Origin of the sequence: Cellulosimicrobium sp. NPDC055967, from assembly GCF_042269845.1 — a bacterium.
GTDB lineage: Bacteria > Actinomycetota > Actinomycetes > Actinomycetales > Cellulomonadaceae > Cellulosimicrobium.
Genome location: NZ_JBHJYJ010000001.1, coordinates 268,333 through 287,365 on the forward strand (window position 1 = coordinate 268,333; position 19,033 = coordinate 287,365).

The following is a 19,033-nucleotide window of genomic DNA, read 5'->3' on the forward strand; positions in this document are numbered from 1 at the left end:
CCCCTGCCCCCCTCCGCAAGGCCCGGGCATTACCCCAACACGGCGCCCCGGCCCCCCCCCCCCCCCCGGGGGGGGGGGGCGGGCGCGCGCGCCCCCCCCCCCCCACCTCCCCGAGGACGCCGTCGCGCGTCCTCCCGACCGGCCGGGCACCGCCCGTCGCCGCGCACCGTCCCGCTAGGAGCACGCATGTCTTCCCCCACCCCGTTCCGCTGGCTGCGCCGTCCCGGGCCGCACACGCCGCCGGGCGAGCCCGGTGCGTACACGCCGTCGGTCCTGTCCTACGGCGCGGACTACAACCCGGACCAGTGGCCGCGCGAGGTCTGGGACGAGGACGTGCGCCTCATGCGCGAGGCGGGCGTGACGGTGGTCTCGCTCGCGATCTTCTCGTGGGCCCGCATCCAGCCGACCGAGGACACGTGGGACTTCGCGTGGCTGGACGACGCGATGGACCTGCTCCACGCGCACGGCATCACGGTCGACCTGGCGACGGCGACGGCCTCGCCGCCGCCGTGGCTGACGACGAAGCACCCGGAGGTCCTGCCGCAGACGCGCACGGGCGAGACCCTGTGGCCGGGCGCGCGGCAGCAGTGGCGCCCGACGTCGCCGGTCTTCCGGGAGCACGCGCTGCGCCTCGTCGAGCGCATGGCCGAGCGGTACGGCGACCACCCGGCGCTCGTCGCGTGGCACGTGTCCAACGAGCTGGGCTGCCACAACGTCGACGACTTCTCCGACGACGCCGCCGCGGCCTTCCGCGCGTGGCTGCGCGAGCGCTACACGACCCTCGACGCGCTGAACGACGCCTGGGGCACGGCGTTCTGGTCGCAGCGGTACAGCGCGTGGGAACAGATCCTGCCGCCGCGGCTGGCCGCGTCGCACCCGAACCCGACGCAGCAGCTCGACTTCAAGCGCTTCTCGTCCGACGCCCTGCGGCAGTACCTGCGCGCGGAGGCCGAGATCCTGCGCCGGATCACGCCCGACGTCCCCGTGACGACGAACTTCATGGTCATGGGCGAGACGAAGGGCATGGACTACGCGGCCTGGGCCGACGAGCTCGACTTCGTCTCCAACGACCACTACGTGCTCCCCGGGCCGCAGGCCCTGGACGAGCTCTCGTTCTCCGCCAACCTCACCGGCGGCATCGCCCGGCACCAGCCCTGGTTCCTCATGGAGCACTCGACGAGCGCTGTGAACTGGCAGCCCGTCAACGTCGCGAAGAAGCCGGGCGAGCTCGCGCGCGACTCGCTCACCCACGTGGCCCACGGCGCCGACGCGGTCTGCTACTTCCAGTGGCGCCAGTCCGCGGCCGGCGCGGAGAAGTACCACTCGGGCATGGTCCCGCACGCGGGCGAGCGCTCGCGCCTGTTCCGTGACGTCGTCGCGCTCGGCGCGACCCTGCGCGACCTCGCGCCCGTCGCGGGCAGCACGCAGAAGCCCGCGCGCGCCGCGATCGTCTTCGACTGGGACTCGTGGTGGACGAGCGAGCTCGACTCCCACCCGACGGACCGGCTGCGCTACCGCCAGGAGGCGCTCGACTGGTACTCGGCGTTCCTCGCGCTCGGCGTGCGCGCGGACGTCGTGCCGTCCGCGACGGACCTCGCGACGTACGACGTCGTCGTGGCGCCGGTGCTGCACGTCGTCCCGGCCGGCCTGCGCGACCGCCTCACGGCGTTCGTCGAGGCGGGCGGCCACCTCGTCACGACCTACTTCTCGGGCGTCGTCGACCAGGACGACCACGCGTGGCTCGGCGGCTACCCGGGCGCGCTGCGCGACCTGCTCGGCATCCGGGTCGAGGAGTTCGCCCCGCTGCTGGACGGCGAGAGCGCGACGGTCGAGCTCGCGGGCGAGCAGCTCGAGGGCACGGTGTGGACCGAGCCGGTGGACGTCGTCGACCCCGACGTCGAGGTGCTGGGCTGGTACAAGACCGGCGAGCAGGCCGGCCGCGCCGCCGTGACGCGCCGGACGGTCCGCACCGGCGACGGCACGGGCGCCCGCGAGGGCTCCGCCGCGTACGTGTCCACGCGCTTCGGCCGCCAGGGCCTCGTCCCCGTGCTCGCCCGTCTGCTCGACGACGCGGGCGTGCGCAGCGAGCTGCCCGCCGCCGTGCGCGGCGACGTCGAGCTCGCGGTCCGCACCGACGGCACGGACGACTTCTGGTTCCTCGTCAACCGCACGGCCCGTCCGGTCGAGGTGCCCGACGTCGCGGGCGACGTCCTCGCCGGGCGCCGCCTCACGGCGTCGGGCACGAGGGCCGGCACGGCGGAAGGCACGGCGGAAGGCACGGCGGAAGGCACGGCGGAAGGCACGGCGGAGGCCGCGGTGGAGGGCACGGTGGAAGGCGCCCTGCTGCTCGAGCCGCGCGGCGTCGCGGTCGTCCGCCGCCCGGCCGAGCCGACCCCGCCGAGGAAGCAGCCCGCCACCGCGAGGTAGAGCCCCGGTACCACGAGGTAGAGGCCTGGTACCGCGAGGTAGAGGCCTGGTAACGCCGAGGTGGAGGCAGCGGTCGCGGTCGTCGAGACCACGCCTCTACCTCGGCAGACCAGGGCTCTACCTCGGCAGACAGACCCCGCGGGAACGACCCGCACCCGGTGCACCCCGCCGGTTCGCAGCGACGCGAAGGAGGTGGCTCAGGGATGAGCCCGACCGACACCGACACGACCACGCGGGGTGGACCACCCGGTCCTCGCCGCACGAGCCCGGGCGGCCCGGCCGCCCGCCGGACGGGGGCCCGCGTCGTGGCGGGCCTCGGCGCCGGGGCGCTCGTCGCGGGCTGCGCGCTCGCGACCCTGCCCGCGCAGGCCTCGCCCTTCGGCGCGGTCTCCGCGGCGGGCACGATGGCGGCCGCGGCCGACGTCCCGGGCGTCACCGTCACGCCCGACCCGTCGTACGCGGGCGCTCCGTTCGAGGGCTGGGGCACGAGCCTCGTGTGGTTCGCGAACGCCACGGGCGACTACCCGGACGAGATCCGCGAGAGGCTCGCGGACATGGTGTTCGGCGACGAGGGCCTCAACCTCAACATCGCGCGCTACAACGTCGGCGGCGGCAACGCGCCCGACGTGCCGGACTACCTGCGCGCGGGCGGCGCCGTCGACGGCTGGTGGAAGGCGCCCGAGGGCACGACGCGCACCGACGTCGACTGGTGGGACCCCGAGAACCCCGACCACTGGGACACCGACGCCGACGCGACGCAGCGCTGGTGGGTCGACCGGATCAAGGACGACGTCACGCACTGGGAGACGTTCAGCAACTCCCCGCCGTGGTTCATGACCGTGAGCGGGTACGTCTCGGGCGGGTTCAGCTCGACCGCGGACCAGCTCAAGACCGAGAGCATCGACGACTTCGCGGCCTACATGGTCGGCGTGACCGAGCGCCTCGAGGACGCGCACGGCATCGAGGTCGACACGATCGACCCGTTCAACGAGCCCAACACGAACTACTGGGGCACGCAGCTCGGCGCCGACGGCAACCCCACCGGGGGCCGCCAGGAGGGCGCCCACATGGGCCCCGCGCTCCAGGCGAAGGTCGTCCCGGCGCTCACCGCGGCGCTCGAGGGCTCGTCGACCGACGCCGTGATCTCGGCGATGGACGAGACCAACCCGGGCACGTTCGCGACCAACTGGAACGCCTACCCGCAGGCGGTCCGCGACCAGGTCTCGCAGCTCAACGTCCACACCTACGGCACGGGCCAGCGCACGACGGTCCGCGACATCGCCAAGGGCGAGGACAAGCCGCTGTGGATGAGCGAGGTCGGCGGGAACTGGAGCTCGACGGGCCAGGACTTCGAGACCATGGAGTCCGGCCTCGGCAGCGCGCAGCACATCGTCGACGACCTGCGCGAGCTCGAGCCGAGCGCGTGGGTGTTCTGGCAGCCGGTCGAGGACTACGCCAACATGGCGCCCGGCGGCGAGAGCGCGAACGGCATGAACTGGGGCGAGATCCAGATCCCGTTCGACTGCACCGCCGAGGACACGCTCGAGACGTGCCCGATCTACACGAACACGAAGTACTGGGCGACCCAGAACTTCACGCACTACATCGAGCCGGGCGACTCGCTGGTCCGCTCGGACGACGCCAGCAGCACGGCTGCGGTGTCGGCCGACGGCACGTCGGCGACCGTCGTGCACGTCAACGCCACCAAGGCCGAGCGCGCCGTGACGCTCGACCTGTCGAAGTTCGGTGCGGTCGGGTCCGATGCGACCGTCACCCCCGTGGTCACGAGCACGGCCGGCTACCTCGTCGAGGGCGAGCCGGTGGCCGTCACGCCCCGCGCCGCGGACGGCACGACCGGCCCGAGCGCGACGCTCGTCGTGCCGGCCGAGTCCGTGACGACGTTCGTCGTCGACGGCGTCTCCGGCGTCGCGGACGACGCCGCGCTCGTCCAGGACGGTCACGCCTACCGTCTCGACGGCGTGCAGGCGGACCGCTCGCTCGCGCCGTCGGCGTCGGGCACGGGCGTCGTGATCCGCACCGACGCGCCGGTCGCGGAGCAGGCGTGGGAGCTCACGGCGCTCGGCGCCCCCGAGGGCTCCGGCACGCACCGCACGCGCTACGCCGTGACGAACGCGGCCACGGGCCGCCAGCTCGCCGTCGCGGCCGACACGTCCGCCGTCCTCCAGGACGCGCCCGCCGACGTCACGGACACCCCGCTCGCCGCGCAGTGGATCCTCTCGACGACCGGCGACGGCACCTTCACGCTCGTCAACGCGTCCTCGAACACCCTCCTCGAGGTCGGCGGCCAGGCGACGGCCGACGGGTCGTCCGTGGGCACGTACCTCGCGAACTCCGGCGTGAACCAGCGCTGGCGCGTGGTCGACGAGACGGTCCTCGGCACCGAGCCCGTCCAGGCGTTCACGACGCCGGGCACCGCACCCGCGCTCCCCGCGACCGTCACCCCGGTCTACCGCGACGGGGCGCGCGGCACGCTCCCCGTGACGTGGGACGTGCCGGACGACGACGCGTGGGCCGAGCCCGGCACCGTCGAGGTGACGGGCACCGTGGCCACGCCGACCGGCGGCGAGGTCGCCGCGACGGCGACCGTCGTCGTCGACGAGCTCGCGTCCACGCTCCCCGCGCGCGCCAAGGCGTACGCGGGCGGCACCCCGGCCCTGCCCGCGACCGTCACGGCGGTCGCCGCGGGCGGCGCGGAGGTCCAGCGCCCGGTGGTCTGGGACGACGCCCCCGCGGGCGCGTACGACGCCGTCGGGGTCGTCGAGCTCGCCGGCACGGCCGACGCCGGGGCGGGCGCCACGCTCCCGGCCACCGTCCGCGTCCAGGTGACCGAGGCGGCGTCCGCCGACGGCGCGCTCGCCGCGGGCACGACCGCGAGCGCGACGTTCACCGAGCCGGGCTACGCCGTCGGGGGCGTCGTCAACGGCGACCTCACGGACAAGGCGTGGTCCAACTGGGTGTCGGGCACCAAGCGGACCTCCGACACGCTCACCGTCACGCTCCCCGCCGACCGGGACGTCACGGGCGTCGTGACGCGGTTCTGGAAGGACGGGTCCAGCGCGAGCTGGGCGCAGTCCGTCCGGCTCCAGGCCCTCGTGGGCGGGACATGGACCGACGTCGGCGCGCCTGTCACCGTGGACGCCTCGCCGGACGGCCCCGCGCCCGCGGTCGAGATCCCCGCGGACGTGCGGACGTCGTCCGTGCGCGTCGTCCTCACGGCGCGGGCGAGCACGCACATGGTCGTCTCCGAGATCGAGGTCCTCGCCAAGGTGCCGGGCACGGGGACCGACGCCACGGCGTCGGGCCTCACGGTGGACGGCGAGCCCCTCGCCGGGTTCGACCCCACGGTCACGGCGTACGACGTGCCCGTCGCGGGCGGGGTGCCCGTCGTCGAGGCGGTCGCGCACGACCCCTGGGCGACGGTCGCGGTCGAGGCCGCCGACGCCGTCCCCGGCACGACGACCGTGCGCGTCACCGCCGAGGACGGGACGGAGCATGCGTACACCCTGCGCTGGTCCGCCGACGCGGGCGCCGCCCCGGTCACCGCGGTCGCCGAGACGCGGTGCCTCGCCGGGAAGGTCTACGTCGCGGTCCGCGCCACGAACGACGGCGACGCGCCGCTCGACGTGACGCTCGCGACGCCGTACGCCACGCGGACGTTCACGGGTGTCGCCCCGGGCACGAACGCGTACCAGTCGTTCGCGTCGCGCGCCGCGTCCGTCCCCGCCGGGACGGCCGTCGTGACGGTCGACGGGTACGCGCCGCTCGAGGTCGCGTTCGACGCGCGCACCTGCTGAGCGGTCCGGCCCACCGTGCGGGCCCGGTCGACGTCACCCGTGACGCCGGCCGGGCCCGTCGCCGTCCCGCGGGCCGGCACGTGAGGCGGCACGCGAGGCGGCACGTGAGCCGGCCCTCCGGCCGACGCGCGGGACGGATCCGGAAAGGTCGGCGCCACGCCGCCGATCGCAGAGCGAGCGTCGGCAGGTCCGCGTACCGTGTCCCGGGTGCCCGGCACCGTGCCGGGACGAGGAGGAGCGCACCACGGTGACCCCGACGACGAGCGGCGACGTCCTGACGACGAGCGGCGGCACGCGCTGGACCATGCGAGGCGAGATCGACGCCGCGGTCCAGGCCCGCCGCGAGGACGAGCTGCTGCGGCTCGCGCAGTCCGCGGACGAGCGCATCCACGTCGACCTCGGTGACGTGACCTTCATGGACTCGGGCGGCCTGCGCCTGCTCTACCACGCCGCCACCGCCGGGTCGGGGTCGCCCGTGCTGGAGCGCGTCCCGCGCCGCGTCCGCGACCTGCTGGAGCTCAGCGGGGTCGTCGAGCTCTTCGAGATCGCGGACGACACCACCGGCGAGGGCGGCGCGTGAGCGTCGAGCACGCCGCGGTCCCCGTCGGCTTCGTCGAGATCGGCTCCTGGCCGCTGCGCGGGCTGGGCGACCTCGCGACGCTCCGCGAGGGACTGCACCGCCTCCTCACCGGCGGGCCGCTCCCGCCGGACCGCGCGCTCGAGGCGACACCGGAGCGCGTCGTCCTCGTGGCGAGCGAACTCGCCACCAACGCCCTGCGCCACGGCCTGCCGCCCACTCGCGTCCGCCTGCTCAGCGACGGGCGCGAGCTCGTCGTCGACGTCGTCGACCACTCGCCGGACGCGCCCGTGGTCGCCGGTCGGCGCTCACCGGGGGCGGGCGGGTTCGGCCTCGTGCTCGCGCAGCGGGCGTCCACGGCCGTCGGCTGGTTCCGGGCCGGTACGGGCGAGAAGCACGTGTGGGCGCGGTTCGACGTCCCGGTCTTCCGCGGCGGCGCCTCCGTGCGCAGCGCGCTCCTCCCCGTCGGCTGACCGCTGTCGGCTGACCGCTGTCGGCTGCCCGTTGACCCGCCGCGAGGCGCTCAGGCGTCGCGGCGCACCAGGAGCAGCGTCGCGTCGTCCGCGGAGCGCGGGTCGCGCGCCGCGGTGACGATCCCGTCCGCGTCCACGTCCGGGCCCGCCGCGAAGACCGCCGCGAGCCGGTCGAGCCCGTCCCGGATCGACTCTCCCCGGCGCTCGACCAGCCCGTCGCTGTAGAGCACGAGCGCTCCCCCGGGCGGCACCTGCAGCACGTGCGCGGTCGGGACGCGGTCCACGATCCCCAGCGGGGGGACGCTCGCGCGCTCGGCCCACGTCGTCGTGCCGTCCGGCCGGACGACGAGCAGGGGCGGGTGCCCCACCGACACGTGCTCGACGACGCCGCTCACCGGGTCCAGGAGCGCGACCGCGAGCGTCGCGACCTCGCCCGGCAGCGTCCAGCGGGCGACCTCGCCCAGCCGCGCCACGGCCTCGACCGCCGAGCCCGAGCTCACGAGCGCGGCGCGCAGCGTCGTGCCGAGCTGGCCCATCGTCGCGGCGGCCTGGAGCCCGTGCCCCGTAACGTCTCCCACGACGAGCGCGAGGCGGCCCGACGGGAGCACGAGGGCGTCGTACCAGTCGCCGCCGACCAGGCCCGTGCCGGCGGACTCGTAGCGCGACTCCAGCGTCCAGCCCGGGACGTCGGGCAGGAGCGCCGGCAGGAGGCTGCGCTGCAGCTCCTCCGTCGCGCGCACCGCCTTGCGCCCACGCAGGTACAGCGCCTCGACGAGGTGGCCGCGCAGCGACGTCGCGACGTCGGTCTGGTCCGAGGTCCACGGCACGCTGTGGCCGCGCACGACCTCGCGCCAGCGCTCGAACGACCTGCGCGGGCTCAGGCGGACCGTCTCGCCCTCGCGCAGCGCGATCGCCTTGTTGTACGGGTCGCCGCCCCAGTCGACGTGCCGCAGCACCTCGTCGCGCACCCACACGACGACCTGACCCTCGGGGAGCACGATGCCCAGCACCCCGGCGACGTCGGGCGCGAGCGCCGCCACCTCGGGCGCGTCGCGGCCCAGCGCCTCGGTCGCGACCAGGTCCTCGCCGTGGCCGAGCACCCAGGCGACGAGCGCGCGGCACCCGTCCTCGCCGGGCGTGCTGCCGACCTTGATGAGGCCGCCCTCCGCGACGACGACCGCGCCGTCGGCCCGGACGAGGCGGCGCAGCCACCCGGATCGGGTGAGCGCGGTGCCGATCGGGACGCTCTCGTCGCGGCTGTCGGCGGCGAGGTGGGCGAGGACCCCCTCCGCGCGCCGCACCTCGGCCTCGCGCTCGTCCTCGGCCTGCGCGACGAGCCGGACCGAGAGCGCGGACCCGAGGAACTCCGCGGCCGTGCGCACCTCGTAGGGCGGCTCGTGCGGCCCCGCGTAGTGGTGGCACGCGATGAGCCCCCACAGCCGCCCCTCCCGCAGGAGCGAGATCGACATCGACGCGCGCACGCCCATGTTGCGCAGGTACTCGAGGTGGATCGGCGAGACGCTGCGCAGCGTGGAGTACGTGAGGTCGAGCGGCGCGCCCGTGGTGGGCAGCAGGGTCGGCACGATCGGCTGCGGCGCGTAGTCCACGTCCGCGATGAGCCGGATCCAGTTCTTCTCGTACAGCGCCCGGGCCTGCGGCGGGATGTCCGACGCCGGGTAGTGCAGCCCGAGGAACGCGTTGAGGTCCTCGCGGCGCGCCTCGGCGACCACCTCGCCGTTGTACGCGTCGTCGAAGCGGTAGATCATCACGCGGTCGAACCCGGTGAGCTCACGCACGTGCCGGGCTGCGTCGTCGTACAGCTCGTCGAGGGTCGCGGCGCGCTCCAGGTCGCGCAGCGCGTGCCGCACCGCCAGGTACGTGTTGGGGAACGTCAGCGGGCGCGCGCCCGCCGCGGTCTCGAGCTCGACGACGAGCACCGGCTCCGTCTCCGGCCCGTCCGCGGGCAGCGGCGGCCGGTGGAGCACGGCGTCCACGGCGAGGGCGGCCCCGTCCCAGCGGTCGAGGTGCAGCGTGACCGGGTTGCGCGTCGCGAGGTCGCCGACGCTCGCGGCGTGGTCGAGCACGCGGCGCGCCGGTTCGGCGCCGAGCGCGTCGCCCAGCGGCCGGCCCACCAGCTCCTCGGCCGGGACGCCCACGTGCTGCGCGACGTTCGCCGACGCCTGGAGCAGCACGCCGTCGTGCTCGCGCACGACGAGCAGCACGCCGCGGGGCTGGATCATGCCGGGCACGTGGATGGGCTCGCGCGCGCAGTTGTCGAGGTCCACCGCCTCGCCGGGCGCCAGCAGCTCCGGCTCGTCGACCGTCCTGGTCACGTGGTCCTCCGTCCGGGTCACCGCACGACGACAGGTGCCGCGGTGCGGGTCGACGGACCACCTGGGCTCGAGGATCCTGGTCGAGTGCCCCAGGCTACCGCGCCCGGGACTCCGGGCCTGACCGGGCCCCGCGTCGTGACGCCGCACCGGGGGGCGACGGTCCCCCGCGTGAGCGACGCCACGGAACTCCGCGGTAGCGTCGTTCGTCGGACGAGCGGGGCCCCGGAACCGCCCGCCCGGCCCCGACGACCAGAAGGTGACCCATGAGCACGACGACCACCCCGATCCTGCGCGCCACCGGCCTCGCGGCCGGATACGGAGGGCCCGACGTCGTGCACGGCATCGACCTCGACGTCGTGCCCGGCACGCCGCCGGTCGGGATCGTCGGCGAGTCGGGGGCCGGCAAGTCCACGGTCGTGCGGGCGCTCGTCGGGCTCGTGCGCCCGACGGCGGGCCACGTCACGTACGCCGGCCGCACGGTCACCAAGCTCTCGCGCCGCGACAAGAAGCAGTTCACCGCCGACGTCCGCCGTGTCTCCCAGGACGGCCTCGCCGGGATCGGGATCGACCCGCGCTGGACCGTCGACCGCACCCTGTCGGCCGCGCTCAAGGACGCCCGCAAGGCCGGTCGCCCCAGCGGCCGGTCCGTCGAGGACCTGCTCGGCGACGTCGCGCTCGAGCCGCGGTACGCGCCGCGCACCGTCCACTCGCTCTCGGGCGGCGAGAAGCAGCGCGTCGCGCTCGCCGTCGCGCTCGCCACGCGCCCGCGCGCCCTGCTCCTCGACGAGCCGCTCACCGCCGTCGACCCGGCGATGCGCGGCGACGTCGTGCGACGCCTCGGCGCCGCGACGGCCGAGCTCGGCACGGCGGTGCTGCTCGTCTCGCACGACCTGGAGCTCGTCGAGCGCCTGTGCCCCACCGTGCACGTGCTCGCCGACGGGACCTTCGTCGCCTCCGGCGCGCTGCGCGACGTCTTCGCCGGGACCGCCCCGGGTGCCGACCACCCGGCCGTGCGCGGGCTCGCGGAGGCCGCCCCGCTCGCCGTCCAGCGCTTCCGCTGACGCTCCGGAGAACTCGTCGTCGGCTCGTGTCGAAAACCGGGGGGCGCCGTCCGACGTCAGGGTGAACACGCCTTCACGACACTAGGGTCGAGGAGGCACTCACCGAGGAGGAACGTCATGCGCGTCATGGTCATGATCACGGGCAACGGGGCCGACGAGGACAAGATCGCCCCCACCCAGGAGATGCTCGCCCAGATGGGCGCGTACAACGAGGAGCTCGTCAAGGCGGGCATCATGCTCGACGGCCAGGGCCTGCAGCCCACGGCCAAGGCCGCACGCGTCGTGTTCCGCGGCGGCGAGACGTCCGTCGTCGACGGGCCGTTCACCGAGTCCAAGGAGATCGTCGCCGGGTACTGGATCTGGCAGGTCTCCTCGCTCGAGGAGGCCGTCGAGTGGGCCCGCAAGTGCCCCAGCGACCCGAGCATGGGCCTGGAGGAGGTCCTCGAGATCCGGCCGATCTTCGAGGTCGAGGACTTCGGCGCCGAATACACGCCCGAGCAGCGCGAGAAGGACGAGCGCCTCGCGGAGCAGATCCGCGCCCAGCAGGGCTCCTGAGGGTCACCGGGCGAGGACGGGCACGGCGATGACCGACGTCTCCCGCACCGTCGAGGCCGTGTGGCGCATCGAGTCGCCGCGGCTCGTCGCGGGCCTGGCCCGGACCCTGCGCGACGTCGGCCTCGCCGAGGAGGTCGCCCAGGAGGCGTTCGTCGCCGCGCTCGAGCAGTGGCCCGAGCAGGACGTCCCGGACAACCCCGGCGCGTGGCTGACGACCGTCGCGCGCCGCCGCGCCGTCGACCTGGTCCGCCGCGAGCGCACGCGCGACGAGAAGTACGCGCGGCTCGCGGCGGACCTCGCCGCGCCCGGTGCGCGGTCCGGCGGAGGGACGACGGCGCTCGCGCACCCGGGCGACGGCGGCGCCGTCCTCGTGGGGTCGGTCCCGTCCCCCGACGCGATCGTCGAGGATCCCGTGGGCGACGACCTGCTCGCGCTCGTCCTCGTCGCGTGCCACCCGGTGCTCCCGCGCGACTCCCGCGTCGCGCTCACCCTGCGCCTCGTGGGAGGACTGACGACGGACGAGATCGCGCGGGCGTTCCTCGTCCCGTCGGCGACCGTCGGGCAGCGCGTCTCGCGCGCGAAGCGGACGCTCGCCGAGGCGAACGTCCCGTTCGACGTCCCGCAGGCCGACGAGCTCGCCGCGCGCGTGCCCGCCGTGCTCGAGGTCGTGTACCTCGTCTTCACCGAGGGCTACGCCGCGACGTCGGGCGACGCGTGGGTGCGGCGCGAGCTCGCCGACGACGCGATGCGGCTCGGGCGGGTGCTCGCCGGGTTGCTCCCGGGCGAGCCGGAGGTGCACGGGCTCGTCGCGCTCATGGAGCTCCAGGCGTCACGCTTCGCCGCGCGCACCGGGCCCGACGGCGAGCCCGTGCTCCTCCAGGACCAGGACCGTGCACGCTGGGACCGCCTCCTCGCCCGCCACGGCCTCGCCGCGCTCGACCGCGCGCTCGCGCTGGGCACCCGCGCCGGGAAGCCGCTCGGTCCCTACTCCCTCCAGGCCGCGATCGCCGCGTGCCACGCGCGCGCCGCGACCTGGGCCGACACCGACTGGGAGGCGATCGTGGCGCTCTACGACGCGCTCGCGTCCGTCGCGCCCTCCCCCGTCGTCGAGCTCAACCGCGCCGTCGCCGTCGGCTACGCGGACGGCCCCGACGCCGCGCTCGTCGTGCTCGACGCCGTCGCGGACGACCCGCGCCTCGCCCGCCACCACCTCTACGGCGCCGTGCGCGGCGACCTCCTGACCCGGCTGGGCCGCCACGCCGAGGCCGCCGACGTCCTCGAACGCGCCGCGGCCCTGGCCCCGACCCGCCACGAACGCCAGCTCCTCCTCGAGCGCGCCGCCGCCGCGTCGTCGTCTGCCCATGGCCACGAGGTAGAACCTCCGGGCCCGAGGTAGAGCCCCGCGAGCTCTACCTCACGTCCGGTGGTTCTACCTCGCGAGGGCGGACTCGATCGCGTCCGACTCGTCGGGCGTGAGCGGGGGTGCCGAGAGCGCGGCGACGTTGTTCTCGAGCTGGCGGACGCTGCTCGCCCCGATGAGCGCGGAGGTGACGCGGTCGTCGCGCAGGACCCAGGCGAGGGCGAGCTGGGCGAGGGTCTGGTCGCGGCCGGCGGCGATCTCGTTCAGCGCGCGAGCCTTCTCGAGATACGCCTCGTCGAGGTTCTGCTCGGACAGGAACGGCGAGTCGGGGCGGGCTGCGCGGGACCCCTCGGGCGCGGAGCCGGAGAGGTAGCGGTCGGTGAGCAGGCCCTGCTGCAGCGGCGAGAACACGATGGTGCCGACGCCGAGGTCACCGACGACGTCGAGCAGCGACTCGCTCTGGACGCCGTCGTACCGGTCCTCGTGCGCCGGGTCCTCGACGTGGCGGTTGAGCATCGAGTAGCTGGGCTGGTGGATGAGCAGCGGGGTGCCGAGGTCGGCGAGGATCGCGGCGGCCTCGCGCGTGCGGGACGGCGAGTAGTTCGAGACGCCGACGTAGAGCGCCTTGCCCTGCTGGACGGCGTCGTGCAGCGCCCGCATGGACTCCTCGAGCGGCGTGCTCGGGTCCGGGCGGTGGTGGTAGAAGACGTCCACGTAGTCGAGACCCATGCGCGTCAGCGACTGGTCCAGCGAGGACAGGAGGTACTTGCGCGAGCCGCCGTCGCCGTACGGCCCGGGCCACATGTCGTACCCGGCCTTGGAGGAGATGACGAGCTCGTCGCGGTACGCGCCGAGGTCCTGGGCGAGGTGGCGGCCGAAGTTCTCCTCCGCAGAGCCGTACGGCGGGCCGTAGTTGTTGGCCAGGTCGAAGTGCGTGATCCCGAGGTCGAAGGCGCGGCGCAGCACGGCGCGCTGCGTCTCGAACGGGTTGACGTCCCCGAAGTTGTGCCACAGGCCGAGCGAGATCGCGGGGAGGTCGAGGCCGCTGCGCCCCGTCCGGCGGTAGGTCATGGTGTCGTAACGGTCGTCGGCGGCGACGTAGCGCGGGGCGAGAGGCATGGGCCCATTCTGCCCCTCCGGCACGGTGGGGCTACGCCGAGTCGCGCACGACGAGCACGGGGTCGAAGATCCGCGACGTGACCCGCGGCTCGCCGGTCTCCACCTGCTCCAGCAGGAGGCGCGCCATCTCGGCCGCCATCTCCTCCACGGGCTGGCGCACGGTCGTGAGGGCCGGGCGCGCGAGCGTGCCGGCGGGGCTGTCGTCGAACCCCACGACGGCGACGTCTTCCGGCACCCGGCGGCCCTGCTCGCGCAGCGCGTGGACCGCCCCCTGCGCCATGACGTCGTTCGAGACGAAGACGCCGTCGAGCCCCGGCGCGGCGCGCAGCAGCTCGAGCATCGCGGCCTCGCCGCTCTCGACCGTGAAGTTGCCCTCGACGCTCGGCACGTACGCGTGCCCCCGCCGTGCCATCGCGTCGCGGAAGCCCTCGAGGCGGTCCCGGGCGGCGAGGACGTCGAGCGGGCCCGACACCACCCCGACCGTCCGGCACCCGCGGTCGAGCAGGTGGTGCGCGGCGAGGCGCGCCCCGTCGGCGTTCGCGACGTCGACGTAGCTCACCGGCAGCGGGCGCGGCGGCCGCGCGAAGAGGACCACGGGTCTGCCCGTGGCCAGGAGCTGCTCGGGGAGCGGGTCGTCGGCGTGCGTGGAGACCAGCAGGGCGCCGTCGGCGTTGCCGAACCGCAGGTAGGACACGACCTGCCGCCTCGCCTCGTCGCCGTCGGCGAGCATGAGCACGGGGTGGACGTCGTGCGGTCGCAGCGACCGCACGAACGACCCCACGACGCGGCCGAAGAACGGGTCGGCGAGCAGGCGCGGGAGGTGCAGGCCGTCGTCGGGGCCCGGCTCGGCGCCGGAGACGACGACGGCGACCGTCCCGGTGCGGCGCGTGACGAGCGAGCGCGCGGCCCGGTTGGGCACGTAGCCCGTCGTCGCGACGGCCTCCAGCACGACCTCCTGGACCGCGGGGGCGACCTTGCGCTTGCCGTTGACGACGCGCGAGACCGTCGCGCGCGAGACGCCTGCCACCCGGGCGACGTCGTCGAGCGTCGGCGCCCGGTGCTGCACGTCCTCGCTCACGCTCCCGACGATAGCAGGGGTAAGAGCGCTTTCCCGGCCCTGCGCAGAAGCCGCCACCCTTCCGGTGTGACACGTTTTTCTTACTGACCAGTTTGTCAGACTTATCGTCCGTTTTTACCCTGTTTATACGGGTATTCCCGCCGCATTGAACGTGCCCTGCGCTTGACAGCCCTGGTGAGCGGGTGAAAACTCGGGCCTCGGGTAAGAGCGCTCTCCCTGCTTCACACCTCAGCCGCGGCGCCGCGGCTGGGGGCACGGCTCGACGACGAACTGTGCCCCGGGTCGACGCCGACCTGGGGCGGACGGAGAGGTAGACGAACACGATGCGCACCACATCCCCCACCGCCCCCGGGCGGCCCCGCAGACGCCGAGCGGCTCGCGCCGCGCTCGCGGCGCTGGCCTCCGGCGCTCTCGCGGGTGCGGCGCTGGTCGTGCCGGCGACGACCGCGAGCGCCGAGCCGGTGCTCCTGTCCCAGGGCAAGCCCGCCACCGCGTCGTCCGTCCAGGACGACTGGGCCGGGTACGCCGCGGGCAACGCCGTCGACGGCGACCTCGGCACGCGCTGGTCCAGCGCCTGGAGCGACCCCCAGTGGCTCCAGGTCGACCTGCAGCAGGACGCGGACGTCGACCGCGTGGAGCTCGTCTGGGAGGGCGCCTACTCCTCCGCGTACCAGGTCCAGGTCTCCGAGGACGCCTCCGCGTGGCGGACCCTCTACTCCACGACCCAGGGCGACGGCGGCACCGACGTGCTCGACGTCGACGGCGAGGGTCGGTACGTGCGCGTGCTCTCGACCGCGCGCCCGGGCGGCTACGGCCACTCGCTCTACGAGTTCCGCGTGTTCGGCGAGGCCGGCGGCTCGGGGCCGACCGACCCGACCGACCCCACGGACCCGACCGACCCTTTCCCCGACTACGTGCACCCCGGCCACCCGACGGTCCCGGTCAAGGACTCGGGTCCGAGCGTCGTGAAGGTCGTCGGCGGCAACGGCGACTGGGACCTCCAGGTGGACGGGCAGCCGTACACCGTGCGCGGGTTCACCTGGGGCGGCACGAGCGCGGAGGAGACCGGTCCGCGCATGCAGGGCCTCGCCGACATCAACGGCAACACGACCCGCACCTGGGGCACGGGCGCCGACTCGCGCGCGATCTTCGACGCCGCGGCCGAGCACGACGTCCGCGTCATCGCGGGCTTCTGGCTCCTGCCCGGCGGCGGGCCGGGGTCGGGAGGCTGTATCGACTACCGCACCGACACGACCTACAAGAACGACACCAAGGCCGACATCCTGCGCTGGGTCCAGGAGTACAAGAACCACCCCGCGGTCCTCATGTGGAACATCGGCAACGAGGCGATCCTCGGCCTGCAGAACTGCTACTCGGGCACCGACCTCGAGGAGATCCGCAACGCCTACGCGTCGTTCGTCAACGAGGTGAGCGTCGCGATCCACGCGATCGACCCCAACCACCCGACGTCGAACACCGACGCGTGGACCGGCGCCTGGCCGTACATCCGCGACCACGCACCCGACCTGGACCTGCTCTCCATCAACGCCTACGGCGACGTGTGCAGCATCGCGAGCGCGTGGGAGGCCGGGAACTACGGCAAGCCGTACGTCCTCACCGAGGGCGGCGCGGCCGGCGAGTGGGAGGTTCCCGACGACGTGAACGGCGTCCCGGACGAGCCCACCGACATCGAGAAGAGCCGCGCGCTGCCGCTGTCCTGGAAGTGCCTCATGGAGCACGAGGGCAAGGCGCTCGGCGCGACGTTCTTCCACTACGGCGTCGAGGGCGACTTCGGCGGGGTGTGGTTCAACGTCACGCCCGGCAACAACAAGCGCCTCGGCTACCACGCGATCGCCAAGACGTGGGGCGTCGACCTCACGGGCGTGAACACCGCCCCGCGCATCACCGGCATGGCGATCCCGGGCTCGACGGCCGTGACCGCCGGCGCCACGCTGGACGTCGACCTCGCCGCGACGGACCCCGACGGCGACCCGATCAACTACGTCGCGTTCTTCAACAGCAAGTACGTCGACGGCGCCGGGGGCCTCGCCTGGACCGAGCTCACGAGCACGGGCCGGGGGACGTTCTCGGTCACCGCACCGTCGCGGCTCGGCGTGTGGAAGCTCTACGTCTGGGCCGAGGACGGGAAGGGGAACGTCGGGGTCGAGACGCGGTCGTTCCGCGTCGTCGCACCGCCGGTCGCCGGGACGAACATCGCGCAGGGCAAGACCACCACGGCGTCGAGCTTCGACCCCTGGAACGGCAACTGGTCCCCCGGGCAGGCGACCGACGGCGACCAGGGCACGCGCTGGGCGAGCAGCTGGAACGACGACGAGTGGCTGACGGTCGACCTGGGCTCCGTCCAGGCGTTCCAGCACGTCCAGCTCGTCTGGGAGACGGCGTTCGGCAAGGCCTACCGGATCCAGACCTCCAACGACGGGCAGTCCTGGACGACGGTCCGCACGGTGACGGACGGCGACGGCGGGGTCGACAGCCTCGACGTCGCGGGCACCGGTCGCTACGTGCGGCTCCAGCTCGACGCGCGCGGCACCGAGTGGGGCTACTCGCTGTTCGAGCTCGGCGTCTACCAGCGCTGACACCCACAGACGTCCGGGTGGGGGCGGCGGCAACCGCCCCCACCCGGCACGGCGCCCGGTGACAGACGCCGGGCGTGCCCATCATCCGCGCAGCGTCGCGCGCTCCTGCCCGAGAGGCTCCGCAGCGCGCGACGACCTCGAAGGAGGAGGAAGCATGCACGGCACGACACGCACCACCACGCTAGCGCCTCCCCGGCACGGTACCCGCCGCCCCGGCACGCGCCGACGCCGGGTCGCCGCGACGATGACCGGCGTCCTCGTCGCGTCGACCTCGGTGGTCGTCACGACGAGCGCCGCGGCCGCCCCGGACACCCTGCTCTCCCAGGGTGCGCTCACGGCGGCGTCGAGCTCCGAGTCCGGTGGCCTGGGGCCCCGGTTCGCTGTCGACGGCGACCGGTCCACCCGTTGGGCCAGCCAGCCGAGCGACGACCAGTGGCTCCGCGTCGACCTCGGCGAGCCGCACGACCTCGACCGCGTCGTCCTCGACTGGGAGGCGGCGTACGGCAAGGACTTCACGGTCCAGGTGTCGCAGGACGGCCGGTCCTGGACGACCGTCGCGACCGTCGTCGACGGGACGGGTGGCGTGCAGTCGTTCGACGTCGACGTGGCGGGACGCTACGTCCAGGTCGTCGGCACCGAGCGCGGCACCCAGTACGGGTACTCGCTGTACGAGCTCCAGGTGTTCGGCGACGGCGACGCGCCGGACCCCGAGAACCCGCCGCAGTGGGACGACGAGGTCACGCACCACGAGTTCCAGGCGAACTGCTCGTTCTCGCACTTCCTGCCCGACGACCCGATCGTCTTCCCGGGGCAGCCGGGGAAGTCGCACCTGCACACGTTCGTCGGCAACCGCGTGACGGACGCGTTCACGGTCCCGGAGGACCTGTTCGAGGACACCGAGTCCACGTGCACGGTCCCGCAGGACCACTCGTCGTACTGGTTCCCGGCGATCGAGAAGAACGGCGTCCCGATCGAGCCCGACATCCCCATGACGATCTACTACAAGTCGGGGATCGACGACTACACGAAGGTCAAGCCCTTCCCGCCCGGCCTGCGGTTCGTCGCGGGCGACATGATGGCGACGTACGACGAGTTCCGGACCGCGCCGGGCGCCGTCGAGGGCTGGGAGTGCGGCGACATCTCGAAGAGCTGGGACATCCCGGCGTACTGCCCCGAGGGCACCGAGCTCAACATCCGCTACCAGGCGCCGAGCTGCTGGGACGGCCTGCACCTGTCCCCCGACGCCTCGGCGCACATGGGCCACGGCGCGCACATGGCGTACCCCGTGGACGGGCAGTGCCCCATGACGCACCCGATCGCGGTCCCGATGATCGAGTTCAAGATCGCGTGGCCCGTGAGCGGTGACATGTCCGACGTGCGGCTCGTGAGCGGCTCCGACCAGTCGTGGCACTACGACTTCATCAACGGCTGGGAGCCCGAGGTGCTGGAGCGCCTCGTGGAGCACTGCATCAACGGCGGGCTCCAGTGCAACCCGCGCGGGTACGACCTCTACAAGCCGCACCGCGGCACCGTCCTCGACGAGAACTACCAGCTCGTCGGCTGACACCCCACCGCCCGACGGGTGCGGCGTCGTCGACCACGACGGCGCCGCACCCGGGGCTCGGCCGTGCCCGTGGC

12 protein-coding genes are annotated in these 19,033 nt (G+C 74.2%); 9 read left to right on the top strand and 3 right to left on the bottom strand.

Annotated features, from left to right (window positions below; genetic code table 11):
* The first annotated feature begins 186 nt into the window (after positions 1–186).
* The 4 genes from ACFC2L_RS01145 (at position 187) to ACFC2L_RS01160 (ending at position 7,292) form a co-directional block, all read left to right on the top strand.
* Complete coding sequence (locus tag ACFC2L_RS01145; protein WP_375822396.1) at positions 187–2,427, top strand: beta-galactosidase; 2,241 nt, start codon at positions 187–189, stop codon at positions 2,425–2,427.
* 203 nt (positions 2,428–2,630) lie between these two features.
* A complete protein-coding gene (locus ACFC2L_RS01150; RefSeq protein ID WP_375822397.1) occupies positions 2,631–6,242 on the top strand; it encodes an Ig-like domain-containing protein in 3,612 nt (1,203 codons plus the stop codon).
* 247 nt (positions 6,243–6,489) lie between these two features.
* Positions 6,490–6,822 (top strand): STAS domain-containing protein, encoded by a 333-nt coding sequence (locus ACFC2L_RS01155; RefSeq protein WP_375822398.1) that lies wholly within the window; start codon positions 6,490–6,492, stop codon positions 6,820–6,822.
* Positions 6,819–7,292: an ATP-binding protein gene (locus ACFC2L_RS01160; protein WP_375822399.1), complete on the top strand. Its 474-nt coding sequence runs from the start codon at positions 6,819–6,821 to the stop codon at positions 7,290–7,292. The genes ACFC2L_RS01155 and ACFC2L_RS01160 overlap by 4 nt, the downstream gene beginning before the upstream one ends.
* 50 nt (positions 7,293–7,342) lie before the next feature.
* On the opposite strand, the gene ACFC2L_RS01165 is transcribed toward ACFC2L_RS01160, so the two are convergent.
* Positions 7,343–9,625 carry a SpoIIE family protein phosphatase gene (locus tag ACFC2L_RS01165; protein ID WP_375822400.1) on the bottom strand — a complete coding sequence of 761 codons (2,283 nt, stop codon included), beginning with the start codon at positions 9,623–9,625 and terminating at the stop codon, positions 7,343–7,345.
* Between the two features lie 263 nt (positions 9,626–9,888).
* On the opposite strand from ACFC2L_RS01165, the gene ACFC2L_RS01170 reads away from it, so the two are divergent.
* The 3 genes from ACFC2L_RS01170 to ACFC2L_RS01180 all read left to right on the top strand — a co-directional run bounded on the left by ACFC2L_RS01170 (position 9,889) and on the right by ACFC2L_RS01180 (position 12,637).
* On the top strand, positions 9,889–10,686 hold the full coding sequence (locus ACFC2L_RS01170; RefSeq protein ID WP_375822401.1) for an ABC transporter ATP-binding protein: 798 nt from the start codon (positions 9,889–9,891) through the stop codon (positions 10,684–10,686).
* Between the two features lie 117 nt (positions 10,687–10,803).
* Positions 10,804–11,241 (top strand): YciI family protein, encoded by a 438-nt coding sequence (locus tag ACFC2L_RS01175; RefSeq protein ID WP_375822402.1) that lies wholly within the window; start codon positions 10,804–10,806, stop codon positions 11,239–11,241.
* 28 nt (positions 11,242–11,269) lie between these two features.
* A complete protein-coding gene (locus ACFC2L_RS01180) occupies positions 11,270–12,637 on the top strand; it encodes an RNA polymerase sigma factor (RefSeq protein ID WP_375822403.1) in 1,368 nt (455 codons plus the stop codon).
* Between the two features lie 33 nt (positions 12,638–12,670).
* Here ACFC2L_RS01180 and ACFC2L_RS01185 read toward each other — a convergent pair whose 3' ends face one another.
* Positions 12,671–13,720: an aldo/keto reductase gene (locus ACFC2L_RS01185; protein WP_375822404.1), complete on the bottom strand. Its 1,050-nt coding sequence runs from the start codon at positions 13,718–13,720 to the stop codon at positions 12,671–12,673.
* A 31-nt stretch (positions 13,721–13,751) separates the two neighbouring features.
* Positions 13,752–14,798, bottom strand: a complete 1,047-nt coding sequence (locus ACFC2L_RS01190; protein WP_375822405.1) for a LacI family DNA-binding transcriptional regulator — start codon at positions 14,796–14,798, stop codon at positions 13,752–13,754.
* A 323-nt stretch (positions 14,799–15,121) separates the two neighbouring features.
* Here ACFC2L_RS01190 and ACFC2L_RS01195 point away from each other — a divergent pair, with 323 nt between their 5' ends.
* Positions 15,122–17,395, top strand: a complete 2,274-nt coding sequence (locus ACFC2L_RS01195) for a discoidin domain-containing protein (protein WP_375822406.1) — start codon at positions 15,122–15,124, stop codon at positions 17,393–17,395.
* A 154-nt stretch (positions 17,396–17,549) separates the two neighbouring features.
* Complete coding sequence (locus ACFC2L_RS01200; protein WP_375822407.1) at positions 17,550–18,959, top strand: DUF1996 domain-containing protein; 1,410 nt, start codon at positions 17,550–17,552, stop codon at positions 18,957–18,959.
* The last annotated feature ends 74 nt before the right edge of the window (positions 18,960–19,033 follow it).